This is a genomic window from Pseudonocardia spirodelae (assembly GCF_037727765.1).
Lineage (GTDB): Bacteria > Actinomycetota > Actinomycetes > Mycobacteriales > Pseudonocardiaceae > Pseudonocardia > Pseudonocardia spirodelae.
In genome coordinates this window covers 459,608-481,702 of the sequence record NZ_JBBJUP010000001.1, presented here as the reverse complement: position 1 = coordinate 481,702, position 22,095 = coordinate 459,608, and the positions used below count along the sequence as shown (strand labels likewise).

Genomic DNA, 22,095 nt, shown 5'->3' with positions numbered 1-22,095 from the left:
ATGGACGCCGGAGTCACGCTGGAGATCGACGGGCTGGTGAAACGCTACGGCCCGACCGTGGCCCTGGACGGCGTCTCCTTCGACGTCCGGCCCGGGGAGATCCTCGGGTTCGTCGGCTCCAACGGGGCCGGCAAGACCACGACCATGCGGATCGCGCTGGGGGTGCTCACCGCCGACGCCGGCGAGGTCCGCCTCGGCGGGCGCCCGGTCGACCTGCAGGTGCGCCGCACCGTGGGCTACATGCCCGAGGAGCGCGGGCTGTACCCGAAGATGAAGGTGGGCGAGCAGCTCGCCTACCTCGCCGAGCTGCACGGCGTCGGCCGGGCCGACGCCCGCCGGGCGGTGCTGCGCTGGACCGAGCGGCTCGGCGTCGACGGGCGCCTCGGCGACACCGTCGACGCGCTGAGCCTGGGCAACCAGCAGCGCGTCCAGCTGGCCGCGGCGCTGGTGCACGACCCGGCCGTGCTGGTGCTGGACGAGCCGTTCTCCGGGCTCGACCCGGTCGCGGTGGACGTGATGAGCGACGTGCTGCGCGAGAAGGCCCGCACGGGGGTGCCGGTGCTGTTCTCCAGCCACCAGCTCGACCTCGTGCAGCGGCTGTGCGACCGGGTCGGGATCATCGCCGGGGGCCGGATGCGCACCGTCGGCACCGTCGGCGAGGTCCGCCGCAGCGGCGGGAACCGCCTGGAGGTGCACGCCCCGGCCGCCCCGCCCGGCTGGGCCGACGGGCTCGCCGGGGTCACCGTCCTGCGCCACGACGGCGGCCGCACCCTGCTCGGGCTGGCCGCCGGCGCCGACGACCAGCGGGTGCTGGCCTCCGCGCTGGCCACCGGGCCGGTCCACGGCTTCACCGTCACCACGCCGTCGCTGACGGACCTGTACCGGGAGGTCGTGGCATGAGCGTCCCCGCACCGGCCACGCTGCCCGGTCCCCGCGCGGTCGCCCTCGTCGCGCGCCGCGAGTTCCGCGTCCAGGTGCACAAGCGCAGCTTCTGGATCTCCAACGCGATCGTGCTGCTGGTCGTCGTCGGCGGGATGGTCGGCTACGCGCTGTTCGGCGGGTCCGGCGACGACCGCCCCTCGGTCGGCGTGGCCGGCGACCCGTCGCTGGCCGCCGCGGTCGGCACCGCGTCGCAGCGGCTGGGCGTGCCCGTCGAGGTGCGGCCGCTGGCCTCGGCCGCGGCCGGGCGCGACGCCGTCGCCGCCGGCGACCTCGATGTCGCGCTGGGCCCGGCGCCCGGCGCCCCGGCCGGGGCCGTCGCCGTCGTCGACTCGCAGGTGGCGGCTCCGCTGCGGACGGTGCTCGACACCGCCCTCGCCGACCGCGCCACCGCCGCCGCGCTCGCCGCGGCCGGGGTGGACCCCGGGCTGCCGGGCGCCGCGGCCGCCTCGGCGACCCTGACCGTCGACGCCCTCGACCCCGCCGACCCGGAGGCCGGGCAGCGCACGGCGCTGTCGTTCGTCGTGCTGATCGTGATGTTCATGCAGATCGTGGGCTTCGGCGTCGCCGTCGCGATGGGGGTCGTCGAGGAGAAGTCCAGCCGGGTGGTGGAGCTGCTGCTGTCCACGATCCGCCCGCTGCACCTGCTGTGGGGCAAGGTGATCGGCATCGGCGCGGTCGGGCTGCTGCAGCTGCTGCTCTACGGCGTCGCCGGCATCGGCGCGGGGCTGGCGACCGGGCTGCTGACCGTCACCGGCACCGCGCTCGGGGTGTTCGCCGCGACGCTGGGCTGGTTCGTGCTGGGCTACGCGTTCTTCGCGGTGCTCTACGCCGCGGCCGGGTCGCTCGTGTCGCGCCAGGAGGACGTCAACTCCACGACCGGCCCGCTGATGATGATCATGTTCGCCCTCTACGGCGTGGCGTTCTGGTACCTGAGCTCGCCGGACGCGACGGCGGTGACCGTGCTGGCCTGGATCCCGCCGTTCCCGGCGATGCTGATGCCGCTCAAGGTCGCCGACGGCTCCGCGACCGCCGGGCAGGTCGCGGGCACCGCCGCGCTGATGCTCGTCGCCGTCGCCGCACTGGCCTGGGCGGGGGCCCGGGTCTACGAGCGGTCGGTGCTGCGGATCGGCGCGACGGTGCCGTGGCGCGAGGCGCTGTCGCGGTCCTAGCGCTCAGACCTCGACGAGCTCGCGGGGCAGCCCGGTCAGCGCGACGGCCGGGCCGCCCGCGACGACGTGCAGGGTGTCCTCGATCCGGACGCCGCCGCGGCCGTCGAGGTACACCCCGGGCTCGACGGTGACGACGTTGCCCGCCGCGATCCGGCCGTCCCCGGTGCGCGCCAGCCACGGCGGCTCGTGCACCGCGAGCCCGACGCCGTGGCCGAGCCCGTGCGGGAACCGCGGACCGTGCCCGGCGCCCTCGACGACGTCCCGGGCGGCGGCGTCGACGGCGGTCACCTCGGCGCCGTCGACGAGCGCGGCACGCCCCGCCGCGGCGGCGGCGTCGACCAGGGCGTGCAGCTCGCGCTGCCAGTCCGCGGCCGGGCCGAGGCAGAACGTGCGGGTGGTGTCGGAGTGGTAGCCCGCCAGCGCGGCCCCGAAGTCGATCTTGACGAGGTCGCCGCGGCGCAGCTCGGCCCCGGTGGGCCGGTGGTGCGGCACCGCGGAGTGCGCGCCGGCGGCGAGGATCGTGTCGAACGCGGGGCCGTCGGCGCCGAGGCGGCGCATCCGGTCGTCGAGGTCGCGGGCGACCTCGGCCTCGGTGCGGCCCGGGCGCAGGCCGCCGTCGCCGAGCAGCCCGCGCAGCGCGGTGTCGGCCAGCGCGCAGGCCGCGGCGACCGCGGCGACCTCGCCGTCGTCCTTGACCGCGCGCAGGGCGCCGACCAGGCCGGGTGCCCGGCGCAGCCGCCGGCCGGGGACGGCGTCGCGGATCGCGACGAGGCCGTCGACGGTGAGCGTCGCGGAGTCGTAGCCGAGTACCCGACCGGGCGCGACGCGGGCCGCGGCCGCCGGTGCGCTGGGCCGGGCGACGAGGACCTCCAGGTCGGGGCACTGCTCGGCGGCCTGGACGCGGTAGCGCCCGTCGGTGCAGAGCAGGTCGTCACCGGGCGCGGCGGCCACGACGAGCGCGGCGTTGGAGCCGGTGAACCCGGTGAGGTGGCGGACGTCGAGCAGGTCGGTGACCAGCAGCGCGTCCAGCCCGGAGGCCGGGAGCAGGGCGCGCAGGGTGTCGCGCCGGGCGGGGTGGGACATGCCCCGAACCCTATGTCTAGGGTCGCGGCCATGGGTCTCTACTTCCGCCAGCTGCTGTCGGGCCAGGACTACGCCGTGGGTGACCCGGTGGCCACCCAGATGGTCAACTTCTCCTACCTGATCGGCGACGACGAGACCCGCGAGGCGGTCGTCGTCGACCCGGCCTACTCCCCCGACGAGCTGCTCGCGGCGCTCGACGCGGACGGGATGCGGCTCACCGGCGTGCTCGCCACCCACCACCACCCCGACCACGTCGGCGGCTCGATGATGGGCTTCGACCTCGTCGGGGTCGCCCGGCTCGTCGGCTCGCACCCGGTGCCGATCCACGTGCAGCGCGCCGAGGCCGACTACGTGACGCGGGTGACCGGGCTGTCGGCGACCGACCTGACCCCGCACGACCACGACGACGTCGTCGAGGTCGGGAACGTCGCGATCCGGCTGCTGCACACCCCCGGCCACACCCCGGGCAGCCAGTGCTTCCTCGTGCCCGGCCCGGACGGCGACCGGCTCGTCGCCGGGGACACGCTGTTCCTGCAGGGCTGCGGGCGCACCGACTTCCCCGGCGGGGACACCGCGCAGATGTACCACTCCCTGCAGCAGCTCGCGTCGCTGAAGGGCAACCCGACGGTCTACCCCGGGCACCGCTACTCCGACGCCCCGAACGCCCCGCTCGACGACGTCCGCCGGACCAACACGGTCTACCGGGCGACGTCGGCCGAGCAGTTCGTCGCCGCGTTCGGGTCGTGACCCCGCGGGCGGTGGTGCTCGTCGAGGGGGCGAGCGACGCCGCCGTGCTGGAGACCCTGGCCCGGCGGCGGGCCACCCCGCCCCGGGACGCGGCGATCGTGGTGCTGCACGGCTACACCAACCTCGCGACCGCGCTGCGCGCGCTGGCCCCGGTCGCGCCCGCGCGGGCCGCGGTCCTCTGCGACGCGGGCGCGGCCGCGTACTGCCGCCGGGTCGCCCACGACGTCGGCGCGACGACCGGCGGGTTCGGCGCCGGACTGCCCGTGCGGGTGTGCGAGACCGACCTGGAGGACGAGCTGATCCGCGCGCTCGGCACCCGGCGGGTGCACGAGGTACTGGCCGCCACCGGGGAACTGGCGGCGCTGCACGCGCTGGCGGGCCAGCCCGGGCGGCGCGGCCGCACCGCCGGGGAGAACCTGCGGCGCTTCCTGTCGGCCCGCTCGGGGCGCAAGGCGCGCTACGGCGCGCTGTTCGCCGCCGAGCTGGACCTCGGTGCGCTACCGGAGCCGCTGCGCGCCGTCCTCGACGACGTCGGGCTCTGACGCGGCGTCCCCGCGCGCCGGCGGGGTGGCCGGGCCGGACGGGACGGTCGCGATCCACGCGGTCAGGATCAGGATCAGGCGCGAGAGCGCGAACAGGAAGAACAGCGTCGCCAGCCCCGCGCCGAACACCGCGCCGCCCGCGGTGTCGGAGAACGCCCGGACCGCGACCGCGACCCCCAGCTTGAGCAGCTCCAGCGCCACCGCGCCCACGGCGGCGGGGCCGCGGACCCGGCGCAGCGCCACCGGCCGGCGGGGCAGCCGGGCCAGCACGAAGCACAGCACCGCCCAGTCCAGCGCCAGCACCACGCCCAGCCCGACGACGCGCAGCGCGATCCGCCCGCCGAGCGCGTCCCGGATGCCGAGCAGGTCCAGGGTGAGCCCGGCCAGCCCGGTCACCGCGACCGTGACGAGCAGCGAGCCGAGCACGGCGAGTCCGAGCACCAGCAGCGCGCCGCAGTCCCACAGGAACCGGCGCGGGGACGCGATGCGCTCCGGCGGCAGCCGGTACAGCGCGGACAGCGCCTCGCGCAGGTAGGCGGTCCAGGTCGTCGACGCCCACAGCACGCCGAGCGCCCCGATGCCGACCAGGGACCCGGCCCGCAGCGCCGCGGCCTCCAGGACGGGGGCGATCGCCGTCGTCAGACCGGACGGCAGGGTCGAGGCGACGGCCGCGGCGAGGTCGTCGCGGGTCGGGGACCGCCAGAACAGCAGCACCCCGAGCCCGGCCAGGACGATCATCACCAGCGGCACCGAGGCGACCACCGTGTAGAACGCGACGGCCGCGGACAGGTGGTTGCCGCGCGCGAGCCGGTACCGCTCGACGGCGCGGCGGGCCCGGCCGATGCGGGGCACGTCCTGCGGGAGACGGCGCAGCCGCGCGACACCGGACCGGATCTGCGCACGCACGGCGCCATCCTCCCCGACCGCCCGGCGACGGCACAGTGCGTGCAGGGCCGAAGGACCGTGGTCCGGCCGCCGCGGGCGGGGCTCTACTGCACCCGCTGCCGCACAGCGGGTCCCGCCCGGGGCCCGGGACGCGCACGCCGGCGCGACCGCGCGGTCCGCCCGGGTCGGAGGAGGCACGCCATGGTCGGGACGACCGGGAGCACCGTCGGGACCGACGGGGCGGGCACGGTCCCGCGGCGGGTACGGGCGCTCGTCGTGCTGCGCGGGGTGCTCGTCCTGGTCTTCGGGCTGACCGTCCTGCTGACCCCGGGGCTGGCCCTGCTCGCCCTGGTCTACGTGTTCGCCGCCTACGCGCTCGTCGACGGCGTCGCGGCGGTCGTGCTGGGTGTGCGGCACCGCGGCGACCGGCCCGGCTGGGGCTGGGCCGTCGCCCAGGGCGCGGTGTCGGTGATCGCCGGTGTGGTCGCTTTCGCGCTGCCGGTGTCCGCCGCGCTGGCGATCCTGTTCGTGATCGCGTTCTGGGCGATCGCCGCCGGGGTCGTCACTGCGGTCTCGGCGGTCACCCTGCGCCGGCACGGCGGTCCCTGGGGCTGGGTGGCCGCACGCGCCGCGCTGGACGTGCTGTTCGGCGTGCTGCTGCTGGTGTGGCCGGCGACCGGGATCCTGGCCCTGCTGTGGATGGTCGGGGCGTTCGCCGTGGTCACCGGGGTGGTCCTGGTCGTGCAGGCGTTCGGGTCCCGGACCCACCCGGCGCTCGGCTGAGGGGCTCAGCCGACCAGCGCGGCGTAGGCCGTCTCCAGCAGCGCCGGATCCGGGCCCTCCAGGCGCCCGGGCTTCGCGAGCCCGTCGAGCACGACGAACCGCAGGGTCCCGGCGCGGGACTTCTTGTCCCCGCGCATCGACTCGGTCAGCTCGGGGAGCACGCCGGGCTCGTAGGAGGTCGGCAGCCCCACCAGCTCCAGCACCTCGCGGTGCAGGTCGGCGGTGGCGTCGTCCAGCCGTCCGGCCGCGCGGGCCAGCTCGGCGGCGAACACCAGCCCGACCGACACCGCGTTGCCGTGCCGCCAGCGGTAGCGCTCGCGGCGCTCGACGGCGTGGCCGAGGGTGTGGCCGTAGTTGAGGATCTCGCGCAGGTGCGACTCGCGCAGGTCGGCGCCGACGACGTCGGCCTTCACCCGGATCGAGCGCCGCACCAGCTCCGCGAGCACCGGGCCGGCGGGGTCGAGCGCGGCGGCGGGGTCGGCGCGGACGCGGTCGAGGATGACCGGGTCGGCGATGAACCCCGCCTTCCACACCTCGGCCGACCCGGCGACGAGCTCGGCGCGCGGCAGGGTGCGCAGCGTGTCGAGGTCGACGAGCACCGCGGCCGGCTCGTGGAAGGCGCCGACCAGGTTCTTCCCGGCGGCGGTGTTGATGCCGGTCTTGCCGCCGACGGCCGCGTCGACCATGGCCAGCAGGGTGGTCGGCACGTGCACGACCCGGATGCCGCGCATCCAGGTGGCGGCGACGAACCCGGCGAGGTCGGTGACCGCTCCCCCGCCGAACCCGACGACGACGTCGGCCCGGGTCAGCCCGGCGGCGGCGCAGGCGTCCCAGCAGGCGGCCAGCGAGTCCAGGGACTTGCCGTCCTCGGCGTCGGGCACCTCGTGGACGGCGGCGGCGAGCCCGGCGGCGGCGAGGCCGTCGCGGGCGGTCGCGGCCTGCGCGGACAGCGTCGGCGGGTGCAGCAGCAGCACCCGCCCGGCACCGGTGCCGGCGACGACACCGGGCAGGCGGGCGGCGACGCCGGCCCCGACGAGCACCGGGTAGGGGTGCTCGGCGTGGACCTCGATCCGCACCGAGCCGTCGGCCTCGACGGTGCCGGAGTCGTCCGGGAGGGTGGCGCTCATCGGGCCTCCGCCCGCTCGGAGTCGGGCTGCGGGGTGCCGAACCCGGGCGCCGGGAGCGCGGAGTCCTGGCGCGGGGTCGGCCGGTCGTGCGGGTCCTCGGCGTCCGGGGAGGCCTCGGGCAGCTCGTCCGGGCCGTGCCCGAACGCGGCGAGGATGGCGGCGACCACCTGGTTCGGGCTGCGCCGCACCGTCGTCACCTGCACGGTCGCGACCTCGGCGTAGAGCGGGGCGCGGTCGGCGAGCAGCGCGCGGAACGTGGCGCGCGGGTTCACCCCGGCCAGCAGCGGGCGCGCGGTCGACATGCCGGTGCGGCGCATCCCGTCGGCGAGGTCGACCTCCAGCGCCGCGACGCGGTGCTCCCCGAGCAGCGCGCGGGTCTCGGCGGCGAGCACCGAGCCGCCGCCGAGGGCGAGCACGCCGTGCCCGGCCCGCAGCTGCTCGGCGACGACCTCGCGCTCCAGCGCGCGGAAGGCGGGCTCGCCCTCCTGCACGAACATCTCCGCGATCGGCCTGCCGATCCGGGCGACGATCGCGGCGTCGGTGTCGGCGAAGCGCAGCCCGAGGCGCTCGGCGAGCAGCGCGCCGACCGTGGACTTGCCGGACCCGGGCGGGCCGACGAGCACCAGCCAGGGGCGGCCCTGCGCGTCCGGGGCGGGGGCGCTCACCGCCGACCCGCCAGGTACGACGCGACGTTGCGGCGGGTCTCGTCGAGCGAGTCGCCGCCGAACTTCTCCAGCGCGGCCTGCGCGAGCACCAGGGCGACCATGGTCTCGACGACGACCCCGGCCCGCGGGACGGCGCAGGCGTCGGACCGCTGGTGGATGGCGGTGGCCTCCTCGCCGGTGACGGTGTCGATCGTGCGCAGCGCCCGCGGCACGGTGGAGATCGGCTTCATCGCGACGCGGACCCGGACGGGCTCGCCGTTGGTCATGCCGCCCTCGATGCCGCCGGCGCGGTTGGACAGCCGGGTCACCGGCACGGTGCCCGCGGGCCCCTGCCCGGGCGAGCCGGCCGGGACCATCTCGTCGTGGGCGACCGAGCCGCGCCGGTGCGCGGTGCGGAAGCCGTCGCCGATCTCGACGCCCTTCATGGCCTGCACGCCCATCAGGGCGGCGGCGAGGCGCGCGTCGAGGCGGCGGTCGGCCTGCACGTAGGTGCCGACGCCGACCGGCATCCCGTAGGCGATGACCTCGATGACCCCGCCGAGGGTGTCGCCCGCCTCGTGCGCGGCGTCGATCTCGGCGGCCATCGCGGCGCCGGTGGCCTCGGTGAACGCGCGGACCGGGTTCGCGTCGATGCGGTCCAGGTCGCCGGGGCCGGGCAGCGGCTCGTCGTCGGGGGCGTCGACCGCGCCGATCCCGACCACGTGGGAGACGACCGTGACCCCGAGGGCCTGGGACAGGAACGCCTTCGCCACGGTGCCGAGGACGACGCGGGCCGCGGTCTCGCGGGCGCTGGCCCGCTCCAGGACCGGGCGCGCCTCGTCGAAGCCGTACTTGGTCATGCCGGCGAGGTCGGCGTGGCCGGGCCGGGGACGGGTCAGCGGGGCGTTGCGGGCGCGGTGGGCGATCAGCTCCGGGTCGACCGGGTCGGCCGCCATGACCGTCTCCCACTTGGGCCACTCGGTGTTGCCGATCCGGACCGCGACCGGCCCGCCCTGGGTGACGCCGTGCCGCAGGCCGCCGATGACCTCCAGCTCGTCGGCCTCGAACGCCATCCGCGGGCTGCGGCCGTAGCCGAGCTTGCGGCGGGCCAGCTCGGCCTGCAGCTCCTTGGTGGTGACCGAGACGCCGGCGACCATGCCCTCCAGCACGCCCACCAGGGCCGGACCGTGGGACTCCCCGGCGGTGATCCATCGCAGCACGGCACTCATCCTCTCACCCGGACCCCGCAGGCCTCGCCGCCCCCGGTCCCCGTCGCCCCGCGGGTCACGGCGACGCCCCGGACAGGGCCGCCGTGCCCGCGACGGCCAGTGCCGCGCCCAGCAGGACCGGGCCGTGCGGCAGCCGGTCGCCCGCCCCGACCCGCCCGCACACCAGCCCCGCGACGGCGACGGCCGCCGAGGCGAGCGCCGCGAGCACGGCCACCGCCGGAACGGCCGCCCACCCCGCGACCGCCGCCGCGGCCGCACCGGCCGGGACGGCCGCCTTGACGTCGCCCGCACCCATCCCGTGCGGCGACACGAGGTGCACCACGGCGTACGCCCCGCCGAGCAGCACCGCCCCACCGGCGGCGCGCAGCAGCGCCCCCGCACCGGCCGGGACCAGGGCGGGCAGCAGGGCGGCGGCCGCGGTCAGGGTGAGCGCGTCCGGCAGGCGCCGGTGGGTCAGGTCGGTCACCGACCCCGTGACGGCCAGCCACGCCAGCACCGCGAGCGGCGCCGCCCACCGCGGGTCGAGCCGCCCGGTCGCGACCAGCCCCGCCAGCGCAGCCCACCCCGCACCGACCCCGGCCTCGCACCACGGCGGCGCGACCGGAGCGGCCCGCGCGAGCCCGGCGAGCCGCCGCCGGGCGAGCAGACCGGCGAGCGCACCGGCGACGGCGGCGAGCACGGCAGCGGCCACGGCGGTGGTCACCTCGGTGGGCACCGCGGTGGGCACCGCGGTGGGCACGGCGGCCGGGACGACGAGCGGCAGGGGTTCCACGCCCTCGATCCTGCGCCCCGGCGGGGCCACCGCGGCGACGATCTCGCGCCCTGTGGACAACTCGGCACCGCCGGGTCCCGCGCCCGGGGCGTGGCGGGGCGCGGGAGCACGGCGCCCGGGGCAGGATGGCGGTGTGGGTCCACATGTGCCGCAGCGGCTCCGCCGGGCCGGTGCGGTCGTGCGCGCCGAGGTCGACCACGGCATCGCCGAGCTGGTGCAGGACCGGGGGCGGCCGTCGTCGTGGACGCTGCTGCTCGACGGGACCGCCCAGTCCCACGTCGACCTCGACGACCCCGGGCACCTGGAGTTCGAGTACGTGCGCCGGATCGCCCACCTCGTCGACCTCGCGGCGCCGCCCACGGTGCCGCTGCGGGTGCTGCACCTGGGCGGCGGGGCGTGGACGCTGGCCCGCTACGTGGCCGCGACCCGACCGGGGTCGGTGCAGACCGTCGTCGAGCTCGACGCCGCGCTGGCCGCGCTCGTCGCGCACCGGCTGCCCGGGCCCGGCGAGGACGACGGGCTGACCGTCGTCACCGGCGAGGCCCGCGAGAGCCTGGCCGGGTTCCGCGCCGCGGCGTTCGACCTCGTCGTGGCCGACGTGTTCGCGGGCGCACGCACCCCGGCCCAGGTGACCACCGCGGAGTTCCTCGCCGCCGTGCGCCGGGTGCTGGCCCCGTCGGGGGTGCACGTCGCGAACCTCGGCGACGGCGCGCCGTGGCCGTTCCTGCCCGGCCAGGTCGCGACGGCCGGGGCTGCGTTCGCGCAGCTCGCGCTCGTCGCCGCCCCGGACGTGCTGCGCGGGCGACGGTTCGGCAACCTCGTGCTTGCCGCGTCGGACCGGGAGCTGCCGGTGCCGGGCGTGACCCGGCGCGCGGCCGGCGACCCGTTCCCGGCCCGGGTGCTCGACGACGCCGCCACCCGCGCGCTCGCCGGTGGCGCCGCCGTCGTCACCGACGCGACCGCCGCGCCCTCACCCCGCCCGCCGGCGGGGCTCTGGGGCCAGTAGCCCCGGCCGGTGGCTCAGGCCAGGGACGGGTCGACCAGCACCTTCATCTTCCGGCCCGCGTGCAGCGCCTCGAAGCCCTCCTCGACGACGTCGCGCATCGCGATCTTCTCCATCCAGCCGGTGGTGTCGTAGTGGCCCGTCGACATCAGCTCGATGACCGCGCGGTAGTCCTCGGCGGTGTAGCAGAGCGAGCCCTGGATGCGGGACTCGCCGAGGACCAGGTTGAGCAGCGGCGTCTCCAGCGGCGTCTCGTAGATCGCGACGCTGACCATGGGGCGGCCCGCGCCGAGCGCGTCGAGCGCGGTCTGCACGGCGGGCGCGACACCGGCGGCGTCGTAGCAGGCGTCGGCGCCGCGGCCGCCCGTCAGGTCCTGCACGATCGCGGGGACGTCGTCGGAGGTCGGGTCGAGGGTCTGCGCGCCCAGGCGCTCGACCGCGCCGCGCCGGGTCGGTGACGGCTCGACGACGCGGACGTTCTCCACGCCCATGCCGCGCAGCGCGAACCACAGCCCGATCCCGATCGGGCCGGCGCCGAACACCAGGGCGGTCGAGCCCGGGTTCACGTCGCCGAGCTTGGCGGCGTGGTAGGCCACCGACATCGGCTCGACGAGCGCGCCCATCTCCAGCGACACCTCGTCGGGCAGCCGGTGCAGCATGTGCTGGGGCACGACGGTCGTCTCGGCCATGCCGCCGTCGGCCATCAGGCCGTGGAAGCCGATCTGGGCGCAGGCGTTGTAGCGGCCCTCGGTGCAGCGGGAGCACCTGCCGCAGAAGTAGAGCGGCATGACCGCGACGCGGTCGCCCTCGGTGACGCCCTCGACCCCGGAGCCGATCTCGACGACGGTGCCGGAGAACTCGTGGCCCAGGGTCAGCGGCAGCTCCCGCCCGGTCAGCGGGTGCTTCTCCCCGTTCGGGATGAAGATCGGGCCCGCGTAGTACTCGTGCAGGTCCGAGCCGCAGATCCCGTTGAACCCGACCTTCAGCCGGACCTCGCCGGGACCGACCTCGCCCTCCGGCACGTCGGTGATGTCGAGGTTGCCGGGGCCCCGGTAGACGACCGCACGCATCGCTTGATCCTCTCGCCAGACGTCGCTGTCGGTGTCGATGTCTACGCGAGCAGGTGACGCCTGTCACGGGTTGGAGCAGGGTTGCATGCGCACCCGGCGATGGCTCCGGGCCCTCAGAACGCCCCGGCGGCGCGGGCACGGTCGACGTTGGCCAGGTGCTCGGGGTAGGTCGCGGCGAAGCACGAGGCGCCCTCGGTGGTGCAGCGCACGAAGAACAGCCACGGGCCGTCCGGCGGGTTCTCCGCGGCGGCCAGCGCCGCGGTCGACACCGAGGCGACCGGCGTCGGCGGCAGGCCGGTGTTGAGATAGGTGTTGTAGGGCCCCGGCGTGCCCCGGGCCTCCGCGGTCGTGCGCAGCGCCTGCACGTCGAGCGGGTAGTTGACGGTGGAGTCCATCTCCAGGCGCTGGTTCACCGCGAGCCGGTTCTCGATCACGCGGGCCACCCGCGGCATGTCCGGGACCAGCGCCTCCTTCTCCACGACCGAGGCCAGCACCAGGGTGCGGTAGGCGCCGTCGCCGGCCAGCCCGGCCGCGGACAGGCGCTCGCCCGACGCGGCGAGGACCTGGCGCAGGACCTCCTCGGGGGTGGCACGCGGGTCGACGTCGTAGGGGCCGGGGGCGACGAGGCCCTCCATCCGGCGCCCGGGCGCGGCGGCGCGGTAGCCCGCCCGTGCCCACTGCGGGACGCCGATCGCCGCCGGGTCCGCGTCGGCCATGGCCGTGCGCAGCGCGTCGACGCCGGTGCAGCGCGGCTCGCCGTCGGCCTCGCCCATGCAGGTGGCCTGCGAGATCTGGGAGAGCACGCCGGGGCTGACCGTGCCGTCGGGCGCGCGGGTGTCGTCGAGCTGGACGCCACCCTTGACGTCGAGGAACCCGACCCGGCGCTGCGGGTCGAGCAGCCCGTCGACCGCGGCGCCGCCGGACATCTGGGAGCGCAGCTCGTAGTAGCCGGGCTGGATGCGCTGCATCGCGGGCTCGTCGGCGGCGGCGTCGACGAACGCGGCCCGGGACCGGACGACGTCGAGCCCGACCAGGGTCTGCCCGATCGCGCTGGTGCTGTCGCCGGACTCGATCCGCACGACGACCGAACCGGTGCCCGACCCCGGGTAGTCGTCGGCCCCGAGCAGGAACAGCGAGGCCGCGACCAGCACGGCCCCGGCCAGCAGCGCGGAGGCGAGCAGCGCGAGGCGGCGGCGCCGGAAGTCCGCCGACGTGGGACGGTGCCGTACCGGGGGCGCGGTCACGCTCACTCCCGGCCCGCCGACCGCGGACCGTGGGTCACGTCGTTCTCGCCGGCGCCGGTCACGCGGTCGAGGGTAACGGCCGTGCGGCCCCCGGGCGGTCACCCCCGGTGGTCGTGATCAGCTCCCGCGGGTGGTATCCAGCCACCCCTGCAGGATGGCGACGGCCGCCTGCTGGTCGACGACCGAGCGCTGCCGGCGCCCGCGCACGCCGCGCCCGGCGAGCTGCCGGGTCGCGACGACGGTGGTCATCCGCTCGTCGGTCAGCTCCACGGGCACGTCCAGGCCCGCCTCGAGCGCCGCGGCGAACTCCCGGGCCGCGACGGCGGCCGGGCCGTCCTCCCCGCGCAGGTTGCGGGGCAGCCCGAGCACGACGCCGACGACGTCGTGCTCGGCCACCAGCTCGGCGATCCGGCGCACGTCGGCGCCCCCGTCGGCGTCGCGGGGGACGGTCTCGACGGGGGTGGCCAGGATGCCGTCGGGGTCGCACATCGCGACCCCGACCCGGACGGCGCCCACGTCGATGCCGAGGCGCCGCCCGCGGGTGCGGGTCACCGGCGCAGGGCCGCGCGCAGCTGCTGCACCGCCGCGTCGATCCCGCCCGGCTCGGTGCCGCCGCCCTGGGCCAGGTCCGGCTTGCCGCCGCCCCGCCCGCCGACGGCCCCGGCGAACTCGGGGATCAGCTTCCCGGCGGCGAGGCCGGCGTCGCGGGCGGCCTTCGTGGTGGCGACGACGAAGGACACCTTGCCCTCGGCGACGGCGAACAGCGCCACGACGCCCGGCCGGTCCCCCAGCTTGCCGCGCACGTCGGCGGCCAGGGTGCGCAGGTCGTTGCCGGACACCCCGTCCGGCGCGGTGACGGCGACGAGCGCGGTCCCGTCGAGGTCCTCGGCCTGCCCGGCGAGCGCCCCGGCCGAGGACAGGACCGCGTCGGCGCGGTGCTTCTCGAGGTCCCGCTCGGCGGTGCGCAGCCGCTCGACGATGCCGTTGATCCGCTCCGGGAGCTCCTCGGGACGGGCCTTGAGCTGCTCGGCGAGCTGGTTGACCAGCAGGTGCTCGGTAGTGGCGTGCTTGAAGGCGTCCAGCCCGACCAGCGCCTCGACGCGGCGCACCCCGGAGCCGATGGAGGACTCCGAGAGCACCCGGACCAGGCCGAGCTCGCCGGTGCGCCCGACGTGGGTGCCACCGCACAGCTCGCGCGAGTAGTCGCCCATGTCGACGACGCGCACGCGGTCGCCGTACTTCTCGCCGAACAGCATCATCGCGCCGAGCGTGCGGGCCTCGTCGATGCTCGTCTCGTAGGTCTGGATCTCCCGGTCCTCCTGCAGGACCGAGTTCACCTCCTCCTCGATCTCCACCAGCGCCGCCGGCGGGACCGCGCCGGTCGGGGAGGTGAAGTCGAAGCGCAGCCGGCCCGGCGCGTTGAGCGACCCGGCCTGGGCGGCGGCGGAACCGAGCGCACCGCGGACACCGGCGTGCACGAGGTGGGTGGCGGTGTGCGCGCGCGAGATCGCCGCGCGGCGGGTCCGGTCGACGTCGGCGACGACCTCGGCGTCGAGGGTGACGGTGCCCGCGGTGACGACGCCGCGGTGCACCCGCAGCCCCGCGACCGGGGACTGGACGTCGTCGACGCGCACCTCGAAGGAGGCACCGCGCAGCACACCGGTGTCGGCCTGCTGGCCGCCGGACTCGGCGTAGAACGGGGTGCGGTCGAGCAGCACCTCGACCTGCTCGCCCTCGTGCGCGGCGGGCACGGTGGCGCCGTCGCGCAGCAGCCCGACGACCCGGGCCTCCGAGCTCAGGGCCTGGTAGCCGGTGAAGTCGGTGGCGCCGTGGGTGTCGAGGACGGCGCGGTAGACCGACGCGTCGACGAAGCCGACCTTGCGCCCGGCCGCGTCCGCCTTGGCCCGCGCGCGCTGGGAGTCCATCAGCGTCGTGAACCGGTCGCGGTCGACGGTCAGCCCGGCCTCGGCGGCCATCTCCAGGGTGAGGTCGATCGGGAAGCCGTAGGTGTCGTGCAGGGCGAACGCCTCGTCACCGGGCAGCACGCTCGCGCCGCGGGCCCGGGCGGACTCGACGGCGCCGGAGAAGATCCGCTCGCCCGCGGTCAGCGTCGCACGGAAGGTGTCCTCCTCCGCGCGGATGACCGCGGAGATCCGCTCGAAGTCGGCGGTGAGCTCCGGGTAGGTCGGCGACATCGTCTCGCGCACGACCTCGGCGAACTCGCCGAGGCACGGGCCGGTGACGCCGAGCAGCCGCGCGGAGCGCACGATGCGGCGCAGCAGGCGGCGCAGCACGTAGCCGCGGCCCTCGTTGCCGGGGGTCACGCCGTCGCCGACGATCATCATCGAGCTGCGGGCGTGGTCGGCGATGACGCGGAAGCGGACGTCGTCCTCGGCGTCGTCTCCGTAGCGCCGGCCCGAGAGCTCCTCGGCCTTCGCGATCACCGGGCGGACCAGGTCGGTCTCGTAGACGTTGTTGACGCCCTGCAGCAGGAACGCCACACGCTCGACGCCCATGCCGGTGTCGATGTTCTTGTGCGGCAGCGTGCCGATCGGCGGGTGGCCCTTCTTCGGGGACAGCTCGCCGCGCTCGTCCTGCATGAAGACGAGGTTCCAGATCTCGAGGTAGCGGTCCTCGTCGGCCTCCGGGCCGCCCTCGGCGCCGAACTCGGGGCCGCGGTCGACATAGATCTCCGAGCACGGGCCGCCGGGACCGGGCACGCCCATGTCCCAGTAGTTGTCGTCGCCGCCGCGGCGCTGGATGCGCTCCTCGGGCAGGCCCGCGATCTCCTTCCAGAGCGCGATGGCCTCGTCGTCGTCGTGGTAGACGGTGACCCAGATGATCTCGGGGTCGAAGCCGTAGCCGCCCTCGTCCTGGCTGCGGGTGATCAGCGACCAGGCGAACTCGATGGCGCCGCGCTTGAAGTAGTCGCCGAAGGAGAAGTTCCCGGCCATCTGGAAGAACGTGGTGTGCCGGGTGGTCTTGCCGACCTCGTCGATGTCCGGCGTGCGCACGCACTTCTGGATCGAGGTGGCCCGCGGGTACGGCGCGGGGACGTCGCCGAGGAAGTACGGCTTGAACTGCACCATGCCCGCGTTGACGAACAGCAGCTGCGGGTCCTCGAGGATCAGCGACGCGCTGGGTACGGGCGTGTGGCCGTTGTTCTCGAAGTGGGCGGTGAAACGACGGACGATCTCGTGGGTCTGCACCGGTGGGTCTCTCGTGACGGGTACGGCTGGCGACGGGTCGGCGACGGTGCGCGGGCGCGCTGGCGACACCGTACGGCCGAGCGGCGCGGGGACGCTCGCGAGGCCGGTCGTGCCAGGTTACTCCGGCACACGATCGGGTTCCGCCGGCCCGGACCCGCGGCGAAGGTCGGTGGCGGTGCGCGCCCGAGCGCACCGCCACCGACCGTCTGCGGGTCCGCCCGCCCGGGTCCGGGGGGACGACCGGGGCGGGCGGCCCGCCGTCGCGGGGCCGCGGGGTTCAGACCGCGATCGCGAGGTCCCGGTCGGCGAGGGGGCTGCGCGGCGCGGGGACGACCGCGGCGGGGACGACGGCCGGGCGCACGGCGGCGGCCGCCGCACCCGCGACGGCGGCCGGGCGGCGGCGGCGCGGGGCCGGCGCGGCCGGGCGGGTGCCGGCCCGGCGGGCGGCGCGGTCGTCGAGCTCGCGGCGCAGCCGCTGCAGGGCGCGGTGCTGGGCGACCCGCACGGCGCCGGGGGTCGAGCCGAGCGTCTCCGCGGTCTCCTCGGCGGTCAGCCCGACGGCGATGCGCAGGGTGAGGATCTCGACCTGGCGGGGGCCGAGCAGGCCCATGAGGTCGCCGAGGCGGTCGTTGCGCTCGGCGTCGAGCACGACCTGCACCGGGTCCTCCTCGCGGCTGACGCGCTCGGGGACCTCCTCGACCGCGTCGCAGCGGTTGCGGGCCATCGCCCGGAACGCGTCGGCGATCTTGTGCCGGGCGATGCCGAACACGAACGCCCGGAACGACATGTGCGACGGCTGGTAGTCGGGCAGCACGGCGAGCACCGCCATGCAGACGTCCTGCGCGACGTCGTCGGCCGACCCGAGGATCGTCTCGCGGCGGCCGAGGCGCGCCCGGCAGAACCGCTCCACCTGCGGGTGGACCTTCGACAGCAGCAGCGCCACGGCCCGGCCGTCACCGGCGACGGCGGCCGCGAGCATCTCCGGCGGGAGCAGGTCGGCGGCCGGGCGGGCCGGCGCGTGGGCGGCCTCCGGGGCGGTGTCCTCGGATGCGGGTGCGGTGACCGCGGTTCCGTCGTGCATCTGTCCAGCTCTCCTCAGTCGCGGCCACTCGCCGCGTGCAGGCGCCGGCACCCCCGCACCGGGCCCGGTCGCCCGGCACGACGACTGTCGCGCACGTCCTGGGCCGGGAGGTGTGCTCGCGTCGGCAGCTCCGCTCGGCGGTGCCCCGGCCTGCGATCAACCCTGTCGGTGCCCCCGTTCGGGGTCAATCAACATGCACAATTTGCGGTATACGTCGACGGACAGTAGGGCCGATGGGCCCGTCCGGGGCAACCTGCGCCCCGGTCGGGCGTCGGGGGCCACCGGAGCGTGGGACCGACGTTCCGGGGCGTGACCCGGACGGAGCAGCGTCGTTGGGCCGGGTGTCACGCTCCGCTCGTCCGAAGGACTGCTCGTGCCCCTGCGCCGCCCGCACCGTCTCCTGCTCGCCGCTCTCGGCACCGTCGCGATCGGTGTCGGGCTGACCGTGCCGGCCACCGCGGCGCCCGTGCTGCCGGTGCCGCTCGACGAGGGCGCCGCGGCGGCGCTCGTCCCCGCGGTGACCGAGGCGGCCGGTCCGGCGCTGGCCGGGATCTGGGTCGCCGACGGGCGGCTGATGGTCGGGACGTGGGACGCCGCCGCGGCCCCCGCCCTCAGCGCGCTGGGCGCGACGCCCGTCGTGCGCGACGAGCCGCGCCGCGACCCGGCCGCGACGCTGGCGGAGCTGGCGGCGCGCACCGCGCAGGGGATGCCCGCCGGGATCGTCGCCTACGGCGTCGACCCGCGCACCGAGCAGGTCGTGCTCGACGTCGTGGACGGGCCCGGTGCCGGCGCGGCGGCCGCGTCGCTGACCGGCGGGCTGGACCCGGCCGTGGTGCGGGTGGAGCGCGTCGCGGCGGCCCCGCACCGGCAGGCCGCCGTCGGCGGGGGCGACACCATCACCGACGGCTCGCGGCGCTGCACCGCCGGGTTCGCCGCCTCCGACGGCAGCACGGACTGGCTGATCACCGCCGGGCACTGCACCCGGGGCTCGTCGTCCTGGTACACCTCCGACGGCTCGACGATCGGGTCGGACGTCGAGACCGCGGCCCGCGGCGTGGACGTCGGCGCGATCGCGGTCGACCCCGGCGCCGTCTCCCCCACCGTGTCCGGCGTGCGGGTCACCGGCAGCCGCACCGCCCCGGTCGGCTCGACGGTCTGCCTCTACGGCTCCACCAGCGGCCGCTCCTGCGGGACGGTGGAGCGCACCGACATGACCGTGGACTTCGACGGCCAGACCCAGTCGGGCCTCACCTCGGTCTCGGCGTGCGCCCAGGAGGGCGACTCGGGCGCGCCCTACATCACCGCGAGCGGTCAGGCCCAGGGCGTGCACACCGGCGCGGGCGGGCAGAACAACTGCACCAGCTACTTCACCCCGATCGGCACCGCGACCGACGCGCTGGGCCTGAGCCTGACCACGGGCTGAGCCGGGTCGCTCCGTCCGGTCGTCAGTCCCGGGTGCCGCGCACGACCCGGCGCAGCTTCGGCAGCCGCTCGGCCAGGGTGCGCTCGTGCCCGCGCCCGGACGGCGCGTAGTAGTCGACGCCGACGACGTCGTCGGGCGGGTACTGCTGGCGCAGCACGCCGTCCGGGTCGTCGTGCGGGTAGCGGTAGCCGACGGCGTTGCCGAGCTTCTGCGCACCCGCGTAGTGGCCGTCGCGCAGGTGCGGCGGCACCCCGCCGACCCGGCCGGAGCGCACGTCGGCCATCGCCGCGTCGATCGCGGTGATCACCGCGTTGGACTTCGGCGCGGTCGCGAGGTGCACCGTGACCTGGGCGAGCGCGATCCGCGCCTCCGGCATCCCGACGAGCTGGACGACCTGCGCGGCGGCCGTCGCGGCCGGCAGGGCGGTGGGGTCGGCCAGCCCGATGTCCTCCGAGGCGTGCACCATCAGCCGCCGGGCGATGAACCGGGCGTCCTCCCCGGCGACGATCATGCGGGCCAGGTAGTGCAGCGCGGCGTCGGGGTCGGAGCCGCGGATGGACTTGATGAACGCGCTGATGACGTCGTAGTGCTGGTCGCCGGCGCGGTCGTAGCGCACGGCGACCTCGGTGACCGCCCGCTCGACGGCCGCCAGGTCGATCACCGGGTCGCCACCGGCGCCGAGCACCCCGTCGGCGGCGGCCTCCAGCGCGGTCAGGGCGCGGCGGCCGTCGCCCGCGGACAGCCGGACCAGGGCGTCCTCGCCGCCGGGGTCGAGCACGACGGTGTCGTGCAGGCCCCGCTCGGAGGCGACGGCGCGGCGCAGCAGGGTGCGGACGTCGTCCTCGCCGAGGGACTGCAGCTGCAGCACCAGCGAGCGCGACAGCAGCGGGGACACCACGGAGAACGACGGGTTCTCGGTGGTGGCCGCGACGAGCAGCACCAGCCGGTCCTCGACCGCGCCGAGCAGGGCGTCCTGCTGGGTGCGGGAGAAGCGGTGCACCTCGTCGATGAACAGCACGGTGCCCGTGCCGCTGCGGTCGCGGCGGCGCCGCGCGTCCTCGATGACCGCGCGCAGCTCCTTCACCCCGGCCGAGAGCGCGGACAGCGCGACGAAGTGGCGGTCCCCGCCACCGGCGCCCGCCATGAGCCGGGCCAGGGTGGTCTTGCCGGTGCCGGGCGGGCCGTAGAGCAGCACCGAGGCGGCGGCGCCGCCGTCGAGCAGGCGGCGCAGCGGGGCACCGGGCGTGAGCAGGTCGGCCTGCCCGACGACCTCGTCGAGGCTGCGCGGGCGCATCCGCGCGGCGAGCGGCGCGTCCGGGCGCGGGGTGTCCGCGTCGTCCGGGCCGTCGCCGCCCCCGGGGTCGATGTCGAACAGGCCGTCGGTGCTCATCCGTCCCAGCCTGCCAGGACACCGGCCCCGGGGGTCCGGGCGGTCAGGCCCGGTCGATCTCGTCGGCGAGGACGGGCGTGTGCACCGGGTTGTGCTCCTGGAAGCGGCACTCGGCGTAGGTGACGACCGAGGCGACCGTGCTGACCAGCGAGATCGCGATGATCACCGCGAGGTAGAGCAGGCCGCCGATCACCGCCAGCACCGCGCTCTCGGAGGAGAACAGCGCGACGACGATCCCCACCGCGACCAGCACGACGAGCCCGAGCACCACGGTCAGCGTCGCCATCCGGCCCAGCACCGGCAGGAACCGGGGGTTGACCAGGGCGAACATCCGCCCGATGCCACCGCGCTCGATGACGACGGTGCCGCCGAACGCGGCGAAGGTGACGGTGCCGAAGTACAGGAACACCGCCAGCACCACGAGCACGCCGAGGATCGTCAGGATCGCCGACTCCGAGGCGACCATGGCGATGCCGACCAGGTAGACGACCCCGAACAGCAGCCCCAGCAGCAGCGACCAGCCGATCAGCGGCAGCGCCCGGCTGCGTGCGAACAGGAACGCCTGACGGGCGGTGTAGGGGCGCCCGGCCGCGTCGCGGACCACGACGAACTGCGAGGCGGCCTGCGCGGTCGCGCCGAGCACCACGGCGGCGATCAGGAACACGATGTAGGCGATGACGACGCCGACGATCGAGCCGAACCCGAACCGGCCGTTGACGACCGAGCCGATGATGTTCAGGACCGCCGCCCCGACGACGGCGCCCATCACCAGGCCGAGCACGACCAGGACGCCGAAGAGGATCCCCTGGATCGCGAGCAGCGGCTTCCAGCTGCGCCGGGTGCCCGCGAGGACCTTGGAGAACCAGTCGCCGAAGGAGAACGGCACCAGCGGGTCGGGCGAGGTGCCGCCCGGCGGCGGGGCGCCGCCGCCGGGGTAGGCGGGCGCACCGTAGGCGCCCTGGGGGGCGCCGCCGTAGGGCTGGCCCGGGTACTGCTGGGCGCCGTACTGCTGGGCGCCGTACTGCGGGCCCCCCTGCGGTGCCCCGTACTGCGGGCCCCCGTACTGCTGGTCCCCGTACTGCTGGTCCCCGTACTGCTGGTCCCCGTACTGCTGGTCCCCGTACTGCTGGTCCCCGTACTGCTGACCGCCCGGCTGCTGCGCGCCGTACTGCGGACCGCCGTACTGCTGGCCGCCGTACTGCGGGCCCCCGTACTGCTGACCGCCCGGCTGCTGGCCGCCGTACTGCGGACCGCCGTACTGCTGGCCGCCGTACTGCGGACCGCCGTACTGCTGGCCGCCGTACTGCTGACCGCCCTGCTGTCCCGCGCCGGGCTGCGAGCCGTACTGCTGGTCCTGGCCGTACTGCCGGCGGCCCGGGTCCTGGGCTCCCGCCTCGAACTGGTGGGTCGCCTCGGACGACGTCGGGGTGCCGCCGGGTGACGGCGTCCCGGTGTCGCCGGCCCGTTCGACGTCCCCGGTCCGCCGGGTCGCGTCGTCGGGGGCCCCAGCGTCGCCGGACGCCGGGTGCTGCCCGGTCCCGCCCTGCGGATCGTCCCCCCGCGGCGGTTCGTTGCTGCTCATGCGCGCGGACCCTAGTCACGGCCGGGGGCCGGTGGTGGCGAATTCACCGGCTCGGCGCCCATTCGTGACCGGGTGGGGCCACACCGTGATCGCCGGTGACCCCGGATCGTCGCCGGAACGCAACGCCGCCGACGCGCGGAGTCATCGGCGCGCAACACCGGCACGGCACG

20 protein-coding genes are annotated in these 22,095 nt (G+C 76.3%); 7 read left to right on the top strand and 13 right to left on the bottom strand.

Annotation, left to right across the window (positions count from 1 at the left end; translation table 11 throughout):
* Both WJX68_RS02170 and WJX68_RS02165 read left to right on the top strand, forming a co-directional pair.
* Entirely contained in the window at window positions 1–900 is a 900-nt protein-coding gene (locus WJX68_RS02170) for an ABC transporter ATP-binding protein (protein ID WP_340285839.1), read from the top strand.
* A complete protein-coding gene (locus WJX68_RS02165; RefSeq protein WP_340285838.1) occupies window positions 897–2,111 on the top strand; it encodes an ABC transporter permease in 1,215 nt (404 codons plus the stop codon). The genes WJX68_RS02170 and WJX68_RS02165 overlap by 4 nt, the downstream gene beginning before the upstream one ends.
* A gap of 3 nt (window positions 2,112–2,114) precedes the next feature.
* Here the strand turns inward: WJX68_RS02165 and WJX68_RS02160 are convergent, their stop codons facing one another.
* Window positions 2,115–3,194, bottom strand: a complete 1,080-nt coding sequence (locus tag WJX68_RS02160; RefSeq protein WP_340285837.1) for a M24 family metallopeptidase — start codon at window positions 3,192–3,194, stop codon at window positions 2,115–2,117.
* Window positions 3,195–3,224: 30 nt separating this feature from the next.
* On the opposite strand from WJX68_RS02160, the gene WJX68_RS02155 reads away from it, so the two are divergent.
* Complete coding sequence (locus tag WJX68_RS02155; protein WP_340285836.1) at window positions 3,225–3,941, top strand: MBL fold metallo-hydrolase; 717 nt, start codon at window positions 3,225–3,227, stop codon at window positions 3,939–3,941.
* Window positions 3,938–4,483 (top strand): hypothetical protein, encoded by a 546-nt coding sequence (locus tag WJX68_RS02150; protein ID WP_340285835.1) that lies wholly within the window; start codon window positions 3,938–3,940, stop codon window positions 4,481–4,483. The genes WJX68_RS02155 and WJX68_RS02150 overlap by 4 nt, the downstream gene beginning before the upstream one ends.
* Here the strand turns inward: WJX68_RS02150 and WJX68_RS02145 are convergent.
* On the bottom strand, window positions 4,439–5,389 hold the full coding sequence (locus WJX68_RS02145; protein WP_340285834.1) for a YihY/virulence factor BrkB family protein: 951 nt from the start codon (window positions 5,387–5,389) through the stop codon (window positions 4,439–4,441). The genes WJX68_RS02150 and WJX68_RS02145 overlap by 45 nt on opposite strands.
* Window positions 5,390–5,569: 180 nt before the next feature.
* Here WJX68_RS02145 and WJX68_RS02140 point away from each other — a divergent pair, with 180 nt between their 5' ends.
* A complete protein-coding gene (locus WJX68_RS02140) occupies window positions 5,570–6,151 on the top strand; it encodes an HdeD family acid-resistance protein (RefSeq protein ID WP_340285833.1) in 582 nt (193 codons plus the stop codon).
* Window positions 6,152–6,156: 5 nt separating this feature from the next.
* Here WJX68_RS02140 and aroB read toward each other — a convergent pair whose 3' ends face one another.
* From aroB to WJX68_RS02120, 4 genes are all read right to left on the bottom strand, one after another.
* Window positions 6,157–7,278 carry a 3-dehydroquinate synthase gene (gene aroB, locus WJX68_RS02135; RefSeq protein WP_340285832.1) on the bottom strand — a complete coding sequence of 374 codons (1,122 nt, stop codon included), beginning with the start codon at window positions 7,276–7,278 and terminating at the stop codon, window positions 6,157–6,159.
* The gene (locus WJX68_RS02130) at window positions 7,275–7,943 is read right to left on the bottom strand and encodes a shikimate kinase (protein WP_340285831.1); all 669 of its coding nucleotides are present in this window, start codon (window positions 7,941–7,943) and stop codon (window positions 7,275–7,277) included. Before WJX68_RS02130 ends, aroB begins: the two co-directional genes overlap by 4 nt.
* Complete coding sequence (gene aroC, locus WJX68_RS02125) at window positions 7,940–9,142, bottom strand: chorismate synthase (RefSeq protein WP_340285830.1); 1,203 nt, start codon at window positions 9,140–9,142, stop codon at window positions 7,940–7,942. Before aroC ends, WJX68_RS02130 begins: the two co-directional genes overlap by 4 nt.
* Window positions 9,143–9,206: 64 nt before the next feature.
* Window positions 9,207–9,923, bottom strand: a complete 717-nt coding sequence (locus WJX68_RS02120) for a prepilin peptidase (protein ID WP_340285828.1) — start codon at window positions 9,921–9,923, stop codon at window positions 9,207–9,209.
* A 133-nt stretch (window positions 9,924–10,056) separates the two neighbouring features.
* On the opposite strand from WJX68_RS02120, the gene WJX68_RS02115 reads away from it, so the two are divergent.
* Complete coding sequence (locus WJX68_RS02115) at window positions 10,057–10,929, top strand: spermidine synthase (protein WP_340285827.1); 873 nt, start codon at window positions 10,057–10,059, stop codon at window positions 10,927–10,929.
* 14 nt (window positions 10,930–10,943) lie between these two features.
* Here the strand turns inward: WJX68_RS02115 and WJX68_RS02110 are convergent, their stop codons facing one another.
* The 5 genes from WJX68_RS02110 to shbA all read right to left on the bottom strand — a co-directional run bounded on the left by WJX68_RS02110 (window position 10,944) and on the right by shbA (window position 17,530).
* The gene (locus WJX68_RS02110) at window positions 10,944–11,996 is read right to left on the bottom strand and encodes a 2,3-butanediol dehydrogenase (protein WP_340285826.1); all 1,053 of its coding nucleotides are present in this window, start codon (window positions 11,994–11,996) and stop codon (window positions 10,944–10,946) included.
* A gap of 113 nt (window positions 11,997–12,109) precedes the next feature.
* Window positions 12,110–13,240: an endolytic transglycosylase MltG gene (locus WJX68_RS02105; RefSeq protein ID WP_340285825.1), complete on the bottom strand. Its 1,131-nt coding sequence runs from the start codon at window positions 13,238–13,240 to the stop codon at window positions 12,110–12,112.
* Between the two features lie 117 nt (window positions 13,241–13,357).
* Window positions 13,358–13,792, bottom strand: coding sequence for a Holliday junction resolvase RuvX (gene ruvX, locus WJX68_RS02100; protein ID WP_340285823.1), 435 nt, complete (start codon window positions 13,790–13,792; stop codon window positions 13,358–13,360).
* Window positions 13,789–16,449, bottom strand: a complete 2,661-nt coding sequence (alaS, locus tag WJX68_RS02095; protein WP_340285821.1) for an alanine--tRNA ligase — start codon at window positions 16,447–16,449, stop codon at window positions 13,789–13,791. The genes ruvX and alaS overlap by 4 nt, the downstream gene beginning before the upstream one ends.
* 277 nt (window positions 16,450–16,726) lie before the next feature.
* The gene (gene shbA, locus WJX68_RS02090; RefSeq protein WP_340285820.1) at window positions 16,727–17,530 is read right to left on the bottom strand and encodes an RNA polymerase sigma factor ShbA; all 804 of its coding nucleotides are present in this window, start codon (window positions 17,528–17,530) and stop codon (window positions 16,727–16,729) included.
* A 373-nt stretch (window positions 17,531–17,903) separates the two neighbouring features.
* Here shbA and WJX68_RS02085 point away from each other — a divergent pair, with 373 nt between their 5' ends.
* Window positions 17,904–18,953 carry a S1 family peptidase gene (locus tag WJX68_RS02085; protein ID WP_340285819.1) on the top strand — a complete coding sequence of 350 codons (1,050 nt, stop codon included), beginning with the start codon at window positions 17,904–17,906 and terminating at the stop codon, window positions 18,951–18,953.
* A 22-nt stretch (window positions 18,954–18,975) separates the two neighbouring features.
* On the opposite strand, the gene WJX68_RS02080 is transcribed toward WJX68_RS02085, so the two are convergent.
* Both WJX68_RS02080 and WJX68_RS02075 read right to left on the bottom strand, forming a co-directional pair.
* Window positions 18,976–20,343 (bottom strand): replication-associated recombination protein A, encoded by a 1,368-nt coding sequence (locus WJX68_RS02080; protein WP_340285818.1) that lies wholly within the window; start codon window positions 20,341–20,343, stop codon window positions 18,976–18,978.
* Between the two features lie 43 nt (window positions 20,344–20,386).
* Window positions 20,387–21,925, bottom strand: coding sequence for a proline-rich domain-containing protein (locus WJX68_RS02075; RefSeq protein WP_340285817.1), 1,539 nt, complete (start codon window positions 21,923–21,925; stop codon window positions 20,387–20,389).
* Window positions 21,926–22,095 lie beyond the last annotated feature (170 nt).